Origin of the sequence: Winogradskyella sp. Asnod2-B02-A (genome assembly GCF_045063645.1) — a bacterium.
Taxonomy (GTDB): domain Bacteria; phylum Bacteroidota; class Bacteroidia; order Flavobacteriales; family Flavobacteriaceae; genus Winogradskyella.
On sequence record NZ_JBEFOG010000027.1, the window covers coordinates 1,688,311 to 1,702,945 of the forward strand.

At 30.8% G+C, this 14,635-nt stretch carries 15 protein-coding genes; 6 read left to right on the top strand and 9 right to left on the bottom strand.

The genetic code is table 11. The features are described 5' to 3' along the window. Positions 1–125 precede the first annotated feature (125 nt). From ACJJVO_RS15225 to ACJJVO_RS15240, 4 genes are read left to right on the top strand one after another with little or no spacing between them, the layout of a single operon-like run. Positions 126–1,103: a GNAT family N-acetyltransferase gene (locus tag ACJJVO_RS15225; protein ID WP_405575648.1), complete on the top strand. Its 978-nt coding sequence runs from the start codon at positions 126–128 to the stop codon at positions 1,101–1,103. Continuing rightward, positions 1,100–2,200, top strand: a complete 1,101-nt coding sequence (locus ACJJVO_RS15230; protein ID WP_405575650.1) for a DegT/DnrJ/EryC1/StrS family aminotransferase — start codon at positions 1,100–1,102, stop codon at positions 2,198–2,200. Before ACJJVO_RS15225 ends, ACJJVO_RS15230 begins: the two co-directional genes overlap by 4 nt. Beyond that, positions 2,201–3,511: an O-antigen translocase gene (locus ACJJVO_RS15235; protein WP_405575652.1), complete on the top strand. Its 1,311-nt coding sequence runs from the start codon at positions 2,201–2,203 to the stop codon at positions 3,509–3,511. Positions 3,512–3,521: 10 nt separating this feature from the next. After that, complete coding sequence (locus tag ACJJVO_RS15240; RefSeq protein WP_405575654.1) at positions 3,522–4,808, top strand: O-antigen translocase; 1,287 nt, start codon at positions 3,522–3,524, stop codon at positions 4,806–4,808. Between the two features lies 1 nt (position 4,809). Here the strand turns inward: ACJJVO_RS15240 and ACJJVO_RS15245 are convergent, their stop codons facing one another. Beyond that, on the bottom strand, positions 4,810–5,949 hold the full coding sequence (locus tag ACJJVO_RS15245) for a glycosyltransferase (RefSeq protein WP_405575656.1): 1,140 nt from the start codon (positions 5,947–5,949) through the stop codon (positions 4,810–4,812). A 131-nt stretch (positions 5,950–6,080) separates the two neighbouring features. On the opposite strand from ACJJVO_RS15245, the gene ACJJVO_RS15250 reads away from it, so the two are divergent. Further along, positions 6,081–7,163 carry a glycosyltransferase gene (locus ACJJVO_RS15250; protein WP_405575658.1) on the top strand — a complete coding sequence of 361 codons (1,083 nt, stop codon included), beginning with the start codon at positions 6,081–6,083 and terminating at the stop codon, positions 7,161–7,163. Between the two features lie 9 nt (positions 7,164–7,172). Continuing rightward, on the top strand, positions 7,173–7,580 hold the full coding sequence (locus ACJJVO_RS15255; RefSeq protein ID WP_405575660.1) for a sugar 3,4-ketoisomerase: 408 nt from the start codon (positions 7,173–7,175) through the stop codon (positions 7,578–7,580). Here ACJJVO_RS15255 and ACJJVO_RS15260 read toward each other — a convergent pair. From ACJJVO_RS15260 to ACJJVO_RS15295, 8 genes are all read right to left on the bottom strand, one after another. Further along, a complete protein-coding gene (locus tag ACJJVO_RS15260) occupies positions 7,565–8,488 on the bottom strand; it encodes a glycosyltransferase family 2 protein (RefSeq protein ID WP_405575662.1) in 924 nt (307 codons plus the stop codon). The genes ACJJVO_RS15255 and ACJJVO_RS15260 overlap by 16 nt on opposite strands. Further along, positions 8,488–9,378: a glycosyltransferase family 2 protein gene (locus ACJJVO_RS15265; protein WP_405575664.1), complete on the bottom strand. Its 891-nt coding sequence runs from the start codon at positions 9,376–9,378 to the stop codon at positions 8,488–8,490. Before ACJJVO_RS15265 ends, ACJJVO_RS15260 begins: the two co-directional genes overlap by 1 nt. 16 nt (positions 9,379–9,394) lie before the next feature. After that, positions 9,395–10,078, bottom strand: coding sequence for a cell division ATP-binding protein FtsE (locus ACJJVO_RS15270; RefSeq protein ID WP_405575666.1), 684 nt, complete (start codon positions 10,076–10,078; stop codon positions 9,395–9,397). 75 nt (positions 10,079–10,153) lie between these two features. Further along, positions 10,154–11,335: a tryptophan synthase subunit beta gene (trpB, locus tag ACJJVO_RS15275; RefSeq protein ID WP_405575668.1), complete on the bottom strand. Its 1,182-nt coding sequence runs from the start codon at positions 11,333–11,335 to the stop codon at positions 10,154–10,156. A gap of 242 nt (positions 11,336–11,577) precedes the next feature. Further along, entirely contained in the window at positions 11,578–12,201 is a 624-nt protein-coding gene (locus tag ACJJVO_RS15280) for a phosphoribosylanthranilate isomerase (protein ID WP_405575670.1), read from the bottom strand. An 86-nt stretch (positions 12,202–12,287) separates the two neighbouring features. Further along, positions 12,288–13,076 carry an indole-3-glycerol phosphate synthase TrpC gene (gene trpC, locus ACJJVO_RS15285; protein ID WP_405575672.1) on the bottom strand — a complete coding sequence of 263 codons (789 nt, stop codon included), beginning with the start codon at positions 13,074–13,076 and terminating at the stop codon, positions 12,288–12,290. Then, positions 13,073–14,065: an anthranilate phosphoribosyltransferase gene (gene trpD / locus ACJJVO_RS15290; protein ID WP_405575674.1), complete on the bottom strand. Its 993-nt coding sequence runs from the start codon at positions 14,063–14,065 to the stop codon at positions 13,073–13,075. The genes trpC and trpD overlap by 4 nt, the downstream gene beginning before the upstream one ends. Before the next feature lie 2 nt (positions 14,066–14,067). After that, the gene (locus ACJJVO_RS15295; RefSeq protein ID WP_405575676.1) at positions 14,068–14,634 is read right to left on the bottom strand and encodes an anthranilate synthase component II; all 567 of its coding nucleotides are present in this window, start codon (positions 14,632–14,634) and stop codon (positions 14,068–14,070) included. Position 14,635: the final 1 nt, after the last annotated feature.

The following is a 14,635-nucleotide window of genomic DNA, read 5'->3' on the forward strand; positions in this document are numbered from 1 at the left end:
GAAAATTAAAGTTGCAAAAGTAAATCTAAATAATTTAATCATTAATAGTTAGATATATTAAAGTCTTTAAAGAATTTTTCTTCGCTATAAATGGCTTAATAGAAAATTAGGATTATTTTTGATTGATGTCAGATTATAAAGTCACCTTATATAAATCTTCAGATAAAGAACTCTGGAATGATTTTGCCCTAAAAAGCAATCAAGATACCTTTTTGTTTCAAAGAGATTTTATGGATTATCATAGCCATACATTTCAAGATTTTTCATTAATGGTTTCTAAAAAAGGAAAACTATTGGCTTTATTACCAGCTAATTTAGTTGAACAATCGTTGTATTCGCATCAAGGATTAACTTATGGAAGTCTCATGTATTCTAAAGGATTTAAAACTATAGACTTCATTCATGTATTTAAAGCTATTTTAGAATTTTTAGATCAAAAAGAAATCAAGTCTTTAACCATTAAAGAGCTTCCAGCGATATATCTGCATAACGAAAGCAATAATTCATTAGTCTATTTATTATTTAAATTAAAAGCGGAGTTGTTGAGAACAGATTTACATTCTGTGGTAAACATGAAGTATAGAGCCTATTCAAATAGTAGAAAAGAAGGTGTGAAAAGAGCCATTAAATCGAATTTAAGAGTTGAAGAATCGCAAAGCTTTGAATTATTTTGGAATTCCATTTTAATTCCAAATTTAGAAATTAAACATCAAGTTAAACCCGTGCATAGTTTAGAGGAAATCACACTTTTAAAATCTAGATTCCCAAATAATATTAGACAGTTTAATGTGTTTTATAAAGATAAAATTGTTGGTGGAACTACCATTTTTGAAACTCAGAATGTGGCGCATTGCCAATATATATCTGGCAATCAAGATAAAAACGAACTAGGAAGTTTAGATTTTTTGCATCATTATCTAATTGAAGATGTGTTTGCCAATAAGCCTTATTTTGATTTTGGAACTTCCAATATTAATTTAGGCCAACAGATAAACGAAGGGTTGCTTTTTTGGAAAGAAGGTTTTGGAGCTCGGTCCATTCCTCAAGGTTTCTATAAAATTGCAACAGAAAATTATAATTTATTAGATACTATTTTGGTATGATAAAATTTTTAGACCTTCATAAAATTAATAACCGTTTTAGAGAAGAATTTCAAACCTCATTTAGCAAATCGTTGGATGATGCTCACTTTATCCTAGGTGATAATGTTACCAATTTTGAAAATGAATTTGCAGCATACTGTGGTACAAAATTTTGTGTTGGTACTGCAAATGGGCTAGATGCACTGACGCTGATCTTAAAAGGCTATATTCAACTTGGAAAATTAAAAAAAGGAGACAAAGTTATTGTTCCTGCTAATACGTTTATTGCGACAATTTTGTCAGTTCTTCATGCAGAGTTAGTACCTGTTTTAGTAGAACCCGATCCTAAAACTTATAATATTTCTATAGATACAAATAAAACTATATTTGTTGATGCTAAAGCTATTATTATGGTTCACTTATATGGCCAATTAGCAGATGCAGAAAACTTCAAAAAAATAGCAAAAGAATTTAATTGCCTTTTAATAGAAGATGCTGCTCAGGCACATGGTGGTGTTTCTAATGTTATGAACTTAAAAGCAGGGAATCTGTCAGATGCAGCTGCATTTAGTTTTTATCCAAGTAAAAATTTAGGAGCGCTTGGTGATGGAGGAGCGGTAACTACAAATGATAAAAAACTCGTTGAGGCACTAAAGTTATTACGCAATTACGGAAGTAAAGAAAAGTATAACAATAAAATTATTGGTTTTAATAGCCGTTTAGATGATATGCAAGCGGCTTTTTTAAGTATAAAATTAAAGACTTTAGATGCAGATAACGATATACGTAGAGGTATAGCAAAAGCCTACTTAAACGGTATTAATAATATTAAAATAAAACTTCCATTTTATGACGGATCTAAGAATCATATATTTTATGCTTTTGTTGTAGAAGTTGATGATAGAGCAGATTTTACCAAGTTTCTTAAAAAGAACGACATAGAATATTTAATTCATTATCCAATTCCACCACACAAACAGGAGGCATTACAATCATTTTCGTATTTTAATTTGCCGCTTACGGAAAAGATTCATAAAAGAATTATAAGTTTGCCAATGAGTCCTGTGATGATTGAAGAGGATATTCAAACAGTAATTAGAATTTTAAACTCCTACTAATTGAAAAAATTTTTTAATTACATAAATAACGAAGTTTTAATTAAAGCAGCGAATCTAAACATGGCTAATCTTAGCCTTAGAATTGTAGCCGGAATTTTAATTTCTAAGTTTATTGCTATTTACATTGGGCCACAAGGGATGGCACTTGTTGGGAATTTGCGAAATTTTTTAAGTGTCTTACAAAGCATAGCTATTTCTGGGCTTTACAAAGGAGTGGTACGAACTGTAAGTCAGGTTAAGGATAATGCCATTGAGCTCACCAAAACCTTATCTACTGTTTTTTACTTCGGCTTTTTCTCATCTGTTTTCTTAGCGTTTTTGTGTTATTACAATGCAGAGTTTATTAACGATCTTATTTTTTCTTCAAATTACAATTATAGCTATATCATTGAAACGTTCGCTATTGTCTTGCCTTTCTATGCTTTAAATATGTTTGCATTTTCCATTATGAATGGATTTTCTAAACACAAATATTTATTGCTTATTAACATATTAGGTCAAATTTTAGGCCTTTTGGTAACTTTACTTCTTATTTATCAAGAAAATATTGATGGAGCATTGTTGGGTATTGTTATTACACCAGCACTTAATTTGCTTATTACTATAGTTGGTATTGCATTTAGAAAAAGTTTGATATCATCTATTAAAATTACACAGATTAGTTTAGAGGTCTTAAATAAGCTAAGTCCTAATATGATAATGGCATTAGTAAGCGCTATTGCCATGCCAATTGTTATGATTATTATTAGAAACTATCTTATTGATGAAATAGGAATAAAAGCGGCAGGTTATTGGACGGCTATGACAAGAGTTTCTGATTATTACCTTATGTTTTTTAACTCATTAATGGCACTTTATATCTTACCTCGTTTTTCTGAAATAAATACCAAAAGTGCATTTAGAAAAGAAGTATTTAGTTTTTATAAAACCATTATGCCTGTGTTTTTAGTCTTATTGTTAATTATATATTTAAGTAGATCGTTGCTTATAAATGTATTGTTCACTGAAGATTTTAGGCCTGTTGAAAATTTATTTGGTTATCAAATATTAGGAGATATTGCTCGTGTACTCTCTATGGTTATTGCTTACCAGTTTTTAGCTAAAAAGATGTTTACACATTTTATAATATTAGAAGTGTTCTTGTTCATTATTATGTATTTCTCTAGTATTTACCTCATAGATGACTTTGGACTTAAAGGAGCCGTAATGGGTCATTGTTTAAGTTATTTTATGTACTTCGGGATAATATTATTACTATTTAGTAGTTCTTTATTTGGCGTTCTCACAGAAGAAGGTGCTAACGATAATTAAAAATTAATACGTGAAGCTTCCAAAATTTATTAGTAATAATATAGTGCTTAAAATTACGTCGCTTAATGCGGTTGTTATTACTATTAGATTAGTTATTTCTGGGTTTATACAATGGTTGCTTGCTACTACAGTTGGTGCAGCTGGTATTGCTAACATTGGACAAATTAGAAACGTAATTCAAATGCTTACAAGCACATCTACGCTTGGAACATTTAATGGTGTAGTAAAATATGTGGCTGAATTTAAAAAGGATCGGCCAGAACTTTCTAAACTGTTTTCTACAGTTACTATTTTTATTGGTATTGGGTCGTTTATTTCTGCGGCTGTACTATTTTTTGGAGCCTCTTTTTTTTCAGATTACCTTTTTAGTTCACAAGACTATATTTATATATTTCGACTCTTAGCTGTTATCGTTCCTTTTGTTGGAGTTAATCGCGTAATTGGAGGTGTCGTTAGTGGTATATCCGATTACAAGCGGTATGCAAAGATTGAGTTGATCACTTATATCCTAGCGACTTCAGCAATTGCTATAGGTCTCTATTATTTCGATTTAAAAGGTGTAATCATCGCCATTGCAATTGCACCAGTGATTCAGTTGCTAGTTGTTATTACTGTATTCGGAAAAACTTTAAAAACGTATCTAAATTTTAAGTCTCTCAGCTTAAATCTTAATTATAAAAATAAGCTATTAGCTTTTGGCTTAATGTCTTTTATTTCTACTTTTCTTCTTAGTTTTATTGAGTTAGATATAAGGACTTTAATTTCTGAAGAAATAAATATAAATGAAGCTGGTTATTGGACAGCCATTACCTTTATTTCTAAAAATTATATGGTATTTGCCTCAGGATTATTCACTTTATACGTATTACCAAAATTTGCTAGTATACATGCTAGCGATGAATTTAAGAATGAAGTTTTTAATATTTATAAAACGATTCTTCCCATTTTTGGATTGGGAATGGTATTAGTTTATTTGATAAGAAATTATATCATTCAAATTATTTATCCAGAATTTACAGGAATGGAGCCTTTGTTTAAATGGCAATTGTTAGGAGATTTTATTAGATTAGGTGCTCTTGTTTTATCGCATCAGTTTTTAGCGAAAAGTATGGTGAAAAGTTTCGTGATTACAGAAGTGATCTCTTTAGCTTTGTTTTTTATATTATCTAAAGTATTTATTCAATATTATGGTACAGAAGGTATTGTGATTGCTCATTTTGTGAGGTATGTTATTTACTTTATAGTCGTTGCTTTTATGATAAAAGTGTACTATAACAAATCGGCTAGAGAACAATAAATTAGGTGTGTTCCTCCCAAGTTTTTAAATACATTTGAGCACAAGAGATATAATTGTGATGTCGCTCTACAAATTGTCTGGCATTAGACGAAATTTCTATGATTTTATCAGGATTTAAAATTAGCCATTCTAACTTACCTGCAATTTTTTTAGCGTCTGGTAGTGCATTAATAGCAATAGTATCTTCTTCAATATTATAGTATTCTAACCATTCTTTTTCTGCACCTGTAAAAACGACTTTCCCTTTTGCCATAGCCTCTAATGCATTAAAACCTTGGTCGTATGCATAGATTTGGTCTAGCATAATGTGAGCTTCGTTATACGTTTTTATATATTGATCATATGGTAGACTACGTACAGTGATAATTTTTATTTTGTTTGCATACTTTTGGTTGATAATAGCTAAGGCATCTTCAAAAATATCATTCCCTTTTTTAAAGTAGTTGTTGGAGTTAATACCGTGAAATATTACAATTTTATCTTCAATATCTAATTTTTTAAATTCTAATTGTTCAGTATTTATGGGATTTGGAATAAGTCCTAAATACTTAGGATGATTTAATAAAGGCAAATGATAATCTAAATCTGAAGCAATAACACCTTTAATAGATTTATAAATATGATGGTGAAGTGCTTTAAAATCGGGTTCTAAGAATTTTAAACCATAACTGCTTATAAATTGATCTTTTCCATTTAAATAAGGAGTAAGAATTGAATATTTCAGTTTCTGATCATGAGCATATTTTACACTAATGTAATCTGTACCACAAGACAAAAGGAAGACGTTTTTGTTCCAACTAGATATTAAATCGAAAATTGTTTTCTCAATATCTGGAGTACATAAAAATGAAGTTTCGTTAATAAATTGAACCACATCAAATCCATTAAGTTGTGGTTTTAAATCAATAATTTGCTTTTTTACATAAAGAGATTCAAGATCAATTTTTGTGAATCTATAAATAAGATTCTTCAATTTTTTTAATAATCCTTTTGTGTGTCTTTTGTTAATAGGTAAATCCACATCGTAATTTTTGAAACCATCTTTTGCGGCTACAATTGTGACGTCGTGGTTTAGGTATTCTAATCCTTCTTTTAAAGAATTGTGAAGCCTACTATATTCACCTACTAATAAAATTTTCATGTGCTAAAGCTAAAAACTTATTTTTTAAAATGGAGACATGGAATAATTAGTTAATAATATTATTCTGCGCGTGTGTTCCAAATATAGATGTTTCATTTATATTATTACATTTGTCTCAAAGATACTTGTTAATGATAAAAGCCAACAAAAAAAAGATTTGCATTGTAGTTTCTTCCTTGGGTAAAGGAGGTGCACAACGCTCTTCTGGCTTGTTGTCTCAGATGTTATACGATGTTGGTTTTGATGTGCATGTGGTTAGTGTACTTAATAACATTGAGTTTCCGTACAAAGGGAAATTGCTCAATTTAGGAGAGTTAAAAGATAAAGATAATTCTGCTTTAGGACGTTTTAAGAGGTTACGTGTTTTAAAGGCCTATTTTAAGAAACATAATTTTGATTATGTTATTGATAATAGAACGAGAATAGGTTTTTTAAAAGAATTTATAATCTCTAAATTTATCTTCACACCAAAAAAAACGATTTACTGTATCCGTAGTTTTAAAACAGATAGTTATATCAATTCTAATCCATTTTTAGGGAGGCTTTTATATGGTAATGCCTATAAAATGGTTGGTGTTTCTAAAGTTATCGTAGAAAAAGTAAAAGAGATTTATAATTTTGAAAACGTCACTTCAATTTATAATGCTATTTCTGCGGAAGATGATCATTTAAAAACTGAAACTAATGATACTTACATTTTATTTTTTGGAAGATTAGATGATGATGTTAAAAATATTTCATTGTTGCTAGAGGGCTATTCAAAATCTATATTACCAAGTAAGAATATTAAACTCAAAATTTTAGGAGAAGGAAAGGATTTAGAAATGTTGAAATTGAAATCAAATGATTTAAAGTTAGCTTCTAATGTTCAATTTTTAGGACATTTGTCTAATCCTTCGGCATTAGTAAAATCGGCTTTGTTTACAGTTTTAACAAGTAAATATGAAGGTTTTCCTAGATCTATTATAGAATCCTTAGCGCTTGGAACACCTGTAATTTCAGTAGATTGTAAATCTGGACCAAATGAAATTATTACGCATAATACCAATGGATTTTTAATAGAAAATAATAATCCTAAAGCAATAGCCGAAGCAATGAATCGTTTTATTGAAGATAAAGAATTATACTTACAATGTAAAAGCAATGCTAAAGGCAGTGTTGCTCATTTTTCTGAAGCCAATATTGTAAAAGAATGGCAAGCACTTTTAAAGTAAAAACGGAGTATGAATACTATAAACAACGTTAAATTAATAGACATCCCAAAGGTTCACGACGAACGTGGTTTTCTAGCTGTCATTGAGAAAAGCACTATTCCATTTACCATAAAACGTGTCTATTATTTATACGATGTGCCAACAGAAAGTAGTAGAGGAGGACACGCTCACAAAAATCAACAATCCATTATTATTGCACTTAGCGGAAGCTTTGAAGTTATTGTAGATGATGGCAATTCTAAGAAACGCATAATGCTCAATAAACCAAATCAAGGATTATACATTCCAACTCATATTTGGCGAGAAATAGAAAACTTTTCTTCGGGTTCTGTATGTTTAGTTTTAGCTTCTACGGAATATGACGAGGCAGAATATATTAGAGATTATGAGGTGTTTAGATCTCAACTATTGGGATAGTATATTTTCTCACCTTTTAGAGATTTTATTTTAAGAAATAATCTCAATAACCATTTAGGACTTTTCAATAATAGATTTTGTTTTAGGTTTAAATTATCAGTATTTAAATGAGATGTATAATAGGCGAAATGCTTTTTATCATTTTGTAACTTACTTAGTAATGCCATTGAATATCTATTTTTGTCTAAAAAGGCTTTTAAATCTTTGTTTTCTTTTTCTTCATTTAGATATTTATCAAACTTAGATTTCTTGCTTAGTTCAAATGTAGTGTTAGACAAGCTTGAGGCATAGAAATTATAATTAGCCAATTGTTTATTGATAAATACAATATCAAAATACAACCCAAAGCGAATCCACATATCAGTATCCTGTCCTGATACAATTGACGTATCAAAAAGACCAGTTTTAGCTAAAACAGATTTATTAAAGACAATGCTTGAGCTATGAATTAATGAGTACGCCTTACTTGCCTCAAAATAATTGTAAGTTCCGTAAAGTTCTTTTTGATTAAAACTATAATTTACAGGGACAATTTTAGATTCATATCTCTGCGCGAGACCAGCCGTAAAAATTTTTATATTTGGGAAATTACAAATGGCATCATACATAAATTGTAGATATGTTGTTTCCCAGGAGTCATCACCATCTAATAATGCAAGATAATTTGCTGATGCTTCATTTATTCCAATATTTCGGGCATTTGAAACACCTTGATTTTCAATTGTTATGAGTTTAATACGTTGGTCATTAATTGTTTTAATAATGCCTTCGCTAGAATCTGTAGAACCATCATTAACAATGATAATTTCAAAATCCTTATAGGTCTGATTTAAAACACTGTTAATTGTGTTTTTAATGTATTCTGCTTTATTGTATACTGTTATTATGACTGAAAAATAAGGCTTCATTATTTGCTAATAGTTAAAGTGCAAAGGTAGCCCAATTTATAGAATTGAAGCAACGTTAAGTTTGGGTTACCGCTTAAAAGTTGCTTTTTTATAGATGTATTTGATAGCTTAAATAGACCACCAATTATTTTTGTTAATCTAAAAGATGCAAGTTTTCTATAGAATTCTAATAAACTATTATCAGTGACAATAGTTTTGTGTTTTAGATTGAATTCATAAAGGGTTTTTACAGCTTTTTCTGTTTTATTTAAAAATGTAATGTTGTCGTCTAAACCTATATGCGTCGCATTATTATTAATATGGATTATTTTTATGTGATTAGCTTTCATAAAGGCAGCAACATAATTATCATAACCATACCCTTCGTTTTCTACTTTAGAATTGATATCTATAAAGGTTGTTTTTTTTATTAGAAAATTCCCAGAAATAGCCACTTTATAAGGTGATTTATTTCTTAGTTTGGCATCAACGTTTTCATAATTTTTGCCGTATTTCCAGCGTAAAATATATTGTTTATCTGGTTGTTTTATAGCATAACTACAACCACCATAAATAGCATCATAATCAGAGTTGATGAATTTTATATAATCTGAAATAAAGGTAGAACTCTCAGGTATTACATCAGCATCTAGAAATAGAAGCCAATCGTATTTTGCCATTTCAGCAAGCGATTGTCTTGTCGTAATTCTTCCTCTATTAACTTTTGATATTACATGTTTAGCTTCACTAATTGTACTAATTACGAGGCTGTTGTCTTCAATGTGTTTGGTAGAGCCATCTTCGTAGCAAATAATTTCAAAATCCGTAGAGATAGATGTTAGCTCTAGTTTTAAAGCTTGAAAAAGTAGATTAACATTGTAGTTGTATGTTGGTATTAAAATGGAAATCACATTAAATGTCTAGATTTTAGTTTTTCCTTTGTACAACTTCAAACACCTTGTTTTCGTCACATTTTAAAGTTTTACTTGGATATTTTAGAAGCAAAGCATAATCATGAGTTGCCATTAAAATGGTATTCCCATTTTTATTAATGTCTTGAAGAACTTCCATGACTTCAATACTGGTTTGAGGATCTAAATTTCCTGTAGGTTCATCTGCCAATATAAGTTCAGGATCATTTAATAAAGCACGTGCTATAGCAATACGCTGTTGCTCTCCACCAGAAAGCTCATGAGGATATTTAAAGCCTTTAGTTTTCATGGCTACTTTATCTAAAACCGTTTCAATTCTATCTTTAATACGGTCTTTTTCTTTCCAACCAGTAGCTTTTAAGACAAATTCTAGATTGCCATTAATAGTTCTATCTGGCAACAATTTAAAATCTTGAAATACAACACCCAACTTTCGTCTTAAAAAAGGAATGTCTTTCTCTTTCATGGCTCTTAAATTATAATCAACTACAGAGCCTTCACCTTCAGTTAATTGTAAATCACCATAAAGTGTTTTCATAAAACTACTTTTTCCGCTTCCTGTCTTTCCAATAAGATAAACAAAATCGCCCTTTTGCATTTCAAAATTTACTTTAGAAAGCACCATACTTTCACCTTGATAAATTGTAGCATCTTTAAGCTCTAAAACCGTTTCGGACATATTATGAAGTATAAAATAATTTGGTATGTGTAAATGTATTGCTTAAAATTTCAAATGGCAAATTCTAAAAGCTAATTACAACTTAAAATAATCAATATAATTCTGTAAATCTTTGTCTCCTCGTCCAGATAAATTTAGAACTACGATATCGTCTGGTTTGAATGTCTTATGCTCAAAAACAGCTAGTGCATGAGAGCTTTCTATTGCAGGAATAATACCTTCTAGTTTACATAAATCTAGTCCAGCTTTCATGGCATCGTCATCTGTAATGGCAATAAATTCTGCACGACCAGTTTTATATAAATTGGCATGCATTGGACCAACACCAGGATAATCTAAACCTGCAGATATTGAATATGGTTCTGTAATTTGGCCATCATTAGTTTGCATTAATAGGGTTTTACTACCATGAATAATCCCTTCTTTACCTAAAACAGAAGTGGCAGCACTTTCTCCAGAATCTACTCCTAATCCAGCAGCTTCTACTGCAATGATATTTACATCTTCGTTATCTAGGTAATGATAATAAGTACCTGCAGCATTACTGCCTCCACCTACACAAGCGACCAAATATGTTGGGTCTTCTGTACCTTCTTTTTCTAAAAGTTGGCTTTTTATTTCTTCTGAAACTACAGCCTGAAACTTTGCAACCATATCAGGATAAGGATGAGGACCAACCACACTGCCAATAATATAATGTGTATTCACAGGATTATTAATCCAATCTCTGATAGCTTCATTAGTAGCATCTTTTAATGTTCTACTGCCAGATAAAGCAGGAATCACAGTTGCGCCTAACATTTTCATACGTGCGACGTTTGGTGCTTGGCGTGCGATATCAATTTCTCCCATATACACGATGCATTCTATTCCCATTAACGCGCAAACGGTTGCTGTTGCCACACCATGCTGACCTGCTCCCGTTTCGGCAATAATTCTATTTTTACCAAGACGCTTTGCCATTAGGATTTGACCAATAGTATTATTGATTTTGTGTGCTCCTGTATGGTTGAGGTCTTCACGCTTTAAATATATTTTTGTGTTATATTTTTCTGAAAGACGTTTGGCAAAATAGAGAGGTGAAGGTCTGCCAACATAATCTTTTAATAAGGCATTAAACTCTTCTTGAAATGAAGGTTCTGCCATTATTTTTAAATAGTTCTGACGTAATTCTTCTACGTTTGGATAAAGCATTTCTGGTATGTATGCACCTCCAAATTCTCCGTAGTAGCCTTTTTCGTTGATGTTGTAACTCATTGTTTTTTGTTTATTATTTTCTATTCTTTGTTCATTTTGTCTTGATACAAAACGAACCAAAAAATCACAATCAAAATTAGGAAATTGCTAAAGCAACATTCTCTTTCAGAACTTCGTGCTTAAGGCTTCGCCTCGCATCTTCGTTCTTTCGTTCATTATTTCTGAATTTTGATGTTTTCCGACTATGTCGAAATTTGGGACATTCATATTTACTAAACCTTGTTTTTATCCCAATTTGTTTTTCATTTTTTGCTAACTGCTAATTTGTTTTTAAACGTGTTCAATCCCTTAATATTCTTTAAACCAGGTTCTATTTCAAATTTACTATTGACATCTAAAGCATAGCAGTATTTTGAAGCCGAACTTTCTTTAAATTCTTTTATTTTTTCAATTTCATTTAATCCAATTCCTCCACTTAAAAAATAAGGTTTTGTTGAAGGGTAGTGGTTTAGCACATTCCAATTAAAAGTATAGCCATTTCCTCCTGGTAATTTTCCTTTGGTATCAAATAAATAATAATCGCAAACTGTTTCATAAGGTTGAAGTATATCAAAATTAAATTCGTTTTTAATACTGAATACTTTAATCACTTCAACATTGTTTATTTTTCCACAATATTCTGGTGATTCATTTCCATGAAGTTGAACGGCTTGCAAATTAAACTGTTTTATTTTTTCTAAAACGATATCTAATTCTTCATCAACAAAAACACCAACCTTTTTTATAGAATTTGGGATTTCTGGTATTATTGAATCAAAATATCTCGCAGATTTATCGTAGAATATAAAGCCCAAATAGTCTGGCTGCAGATTTGCAACAGCTTCTATATTGTCTTTATATTTCATGCCACAGACTTTTAGTTTCATTTTATTCTCGCGAAAGCGAGAATCTCATCTCGCATTCGACTTTTAAAATTAATCTTTTTCTCTTTCAATTTTAGATCTGCTAGGTTTTATAAACCTGCTAGTTCTTTTATAAATTTCGCAGCACTTTCTCCAGGATTATCCGTTTTCATAAAATTTTCACCAATTAAAAAGCCTTTATAACCATAAGGTTGTAGCTCTTTAATCGCCTCAACAGAGCTGATGCCGCTTTCTGATACTTTTACAAAATCGTTAGGAATTAATTGACTCAATTGTTTTGAAGTGTCTAAACTGACTTCAAACGTTTTTAAATTCCTATTGTTTACGCCTAACATATCTAATGAAGGCATAATAGATTTGTGTAATTCTTCTTCGTTGTGTACTTCTAATAAAACATCGAGATTTAAGCTTTTTGCTAATTCTGAAAATTGCTTTATTTCTGCTCTGGTGAGAATAGCTGCAATTAATAAAATAACGTCTGCACCATAGGCTTTAGCTTCAAAAATTTGATATTCATCTATAATAAATTCTTTTCTTAAAAGTGGAAGATTACAGCTTGCTCTTGCTAACAATAAATCGTCGATGGCTCCTCCAAAATATTTTACATCAGTTAAAACAGACATTCCGCAAACGCCTGCATTTTCATAGCCACTAGCAACATCTTGAACATTTAAACCTTGATTAATAACTGATTTTGAAGGTGAACGTCTTTTGTGTTCTGCTATTATACCTGTGTTACTTGCTTTTAAATTTTGGGCAAGAGAATTGGTTTTTCGTTCAAATAGAACAGATTGTTCTAATTGATATACAGGAATTAAAGATTTACGTAAATCAACTTCTTTACGTTTGTCTATTACTATTTTGTCTAAAATATTCATTTACTAAGTTCTATAAGTTGGTCTAAAGATGCTTTTGCTTTTCCGCTCAAAAGCGATTCTTTGGCTAACTGAAATCCTTCTTTATGAGGAATTTGCTTTGCGGTAGCAATCGCTAGTCCTGCATTAGCATAAACGACATTGTTTTGTGCTTCTGAGCCTTTTCCGTCTATTATTTTAACGAATAATTTTGCAGCTTGTTTTACTGTGTTTCCACCAAAAATTGCAGATTGTTCAATTTGATCTACGTCTAAATCAATAGGTTCAAATAAGGTTTCGGAAGTATTGGTAATTACTTTAGTTTTTCCTGTTAATGAAATTTCATCATAACCATCTAAAGCATGAACGACAGCATAGTTTTTATCAGTTTCTTGATATAAATAACCGTAAAGTCTTAACAATTCGAGATTAAAAACTCCTACCATTTGGTTTTTTGGAAATGCGGGATTTACCATTGGTCCTAGCATATTAAAAAAGGTTTTTACACCTAATTCTTTTCTAATTGGTGCAACGTTTTTCATTGCAGGATGAAATAATGGTGCATGCAACACACAAATGCCAGCTTTGTCTATACTTCGTTTTAAAAAATCAATATCGTTAGTGAACTTAATACCTAAGCTTTCCATAACATTAGAAGAACCACAGGCTGATGATACACCATAATTACCATGTTTTGTAACGTGGACTCCTGCACCAGCTGTTACAAAAGAGGATAATGTAGAAATATTAAAAGTGTCTTTTCCGTCGCCTCCTGTGCCGCATAAATCTATGGTATTATAGTCGTCTAAATCTACAGGAACACAAAGTTCTAACAATGCATCTCTAAAGCCTCTTAGCTCATCTAAAGTGATGCTTCGCATCATATAAACGGTTAAGAAAGATGCTATTTGACTTTGGTTATATTGACCAGCTGAAATGTTTACCAAGACATTTTTTGCTTCTTCACTAGAGATGCTTTCTTGGTTAATGAGTCTGTTTAGTAATGCCTTCATACTTAAGAATTAATCCAGTTTTTAAGAATGGTTTTACCGTTTGGTGTTAAAACGGATTCAGGGTGATATTGCACACCTTTTACGTCATAAACTTTATGTCTTAATGACATTATTTGACCATTTTCATCAAAAGAAGTGGCTTCTAAACTATCTGGAAGGTTAGAATTTACAACCCAAGAGTGATAACGACCAACTTCAAAGGTTTCTCCTAATCCATCAAATAAAGATTCGTCATCAACTGATAATTTAATTTCGGTTGCAACACCATGATATACATTGTCCAAATTTTCTAATGTGCCACCAAAAACTTCGCCAATAGCTTGTTGTCCTAAACATACGCCTAAGATGCTTTTTGTTGGTGCATAAGTTGCAATGATTTGCTTTAATAAACCTGCTTCATCAGGAATTCCTGGTCCTGGTGATAACACTATTTTATCAAATGCATCTACTTCGTCTAGTGTCAATTTATCATTTCGTTTTACAATAACTTCACAATCTAAATCCTCTAAATAGTGGACTAAATTATATGTGAAACTGTCGTAATTATCTATAACTAATACTTTTTTCATG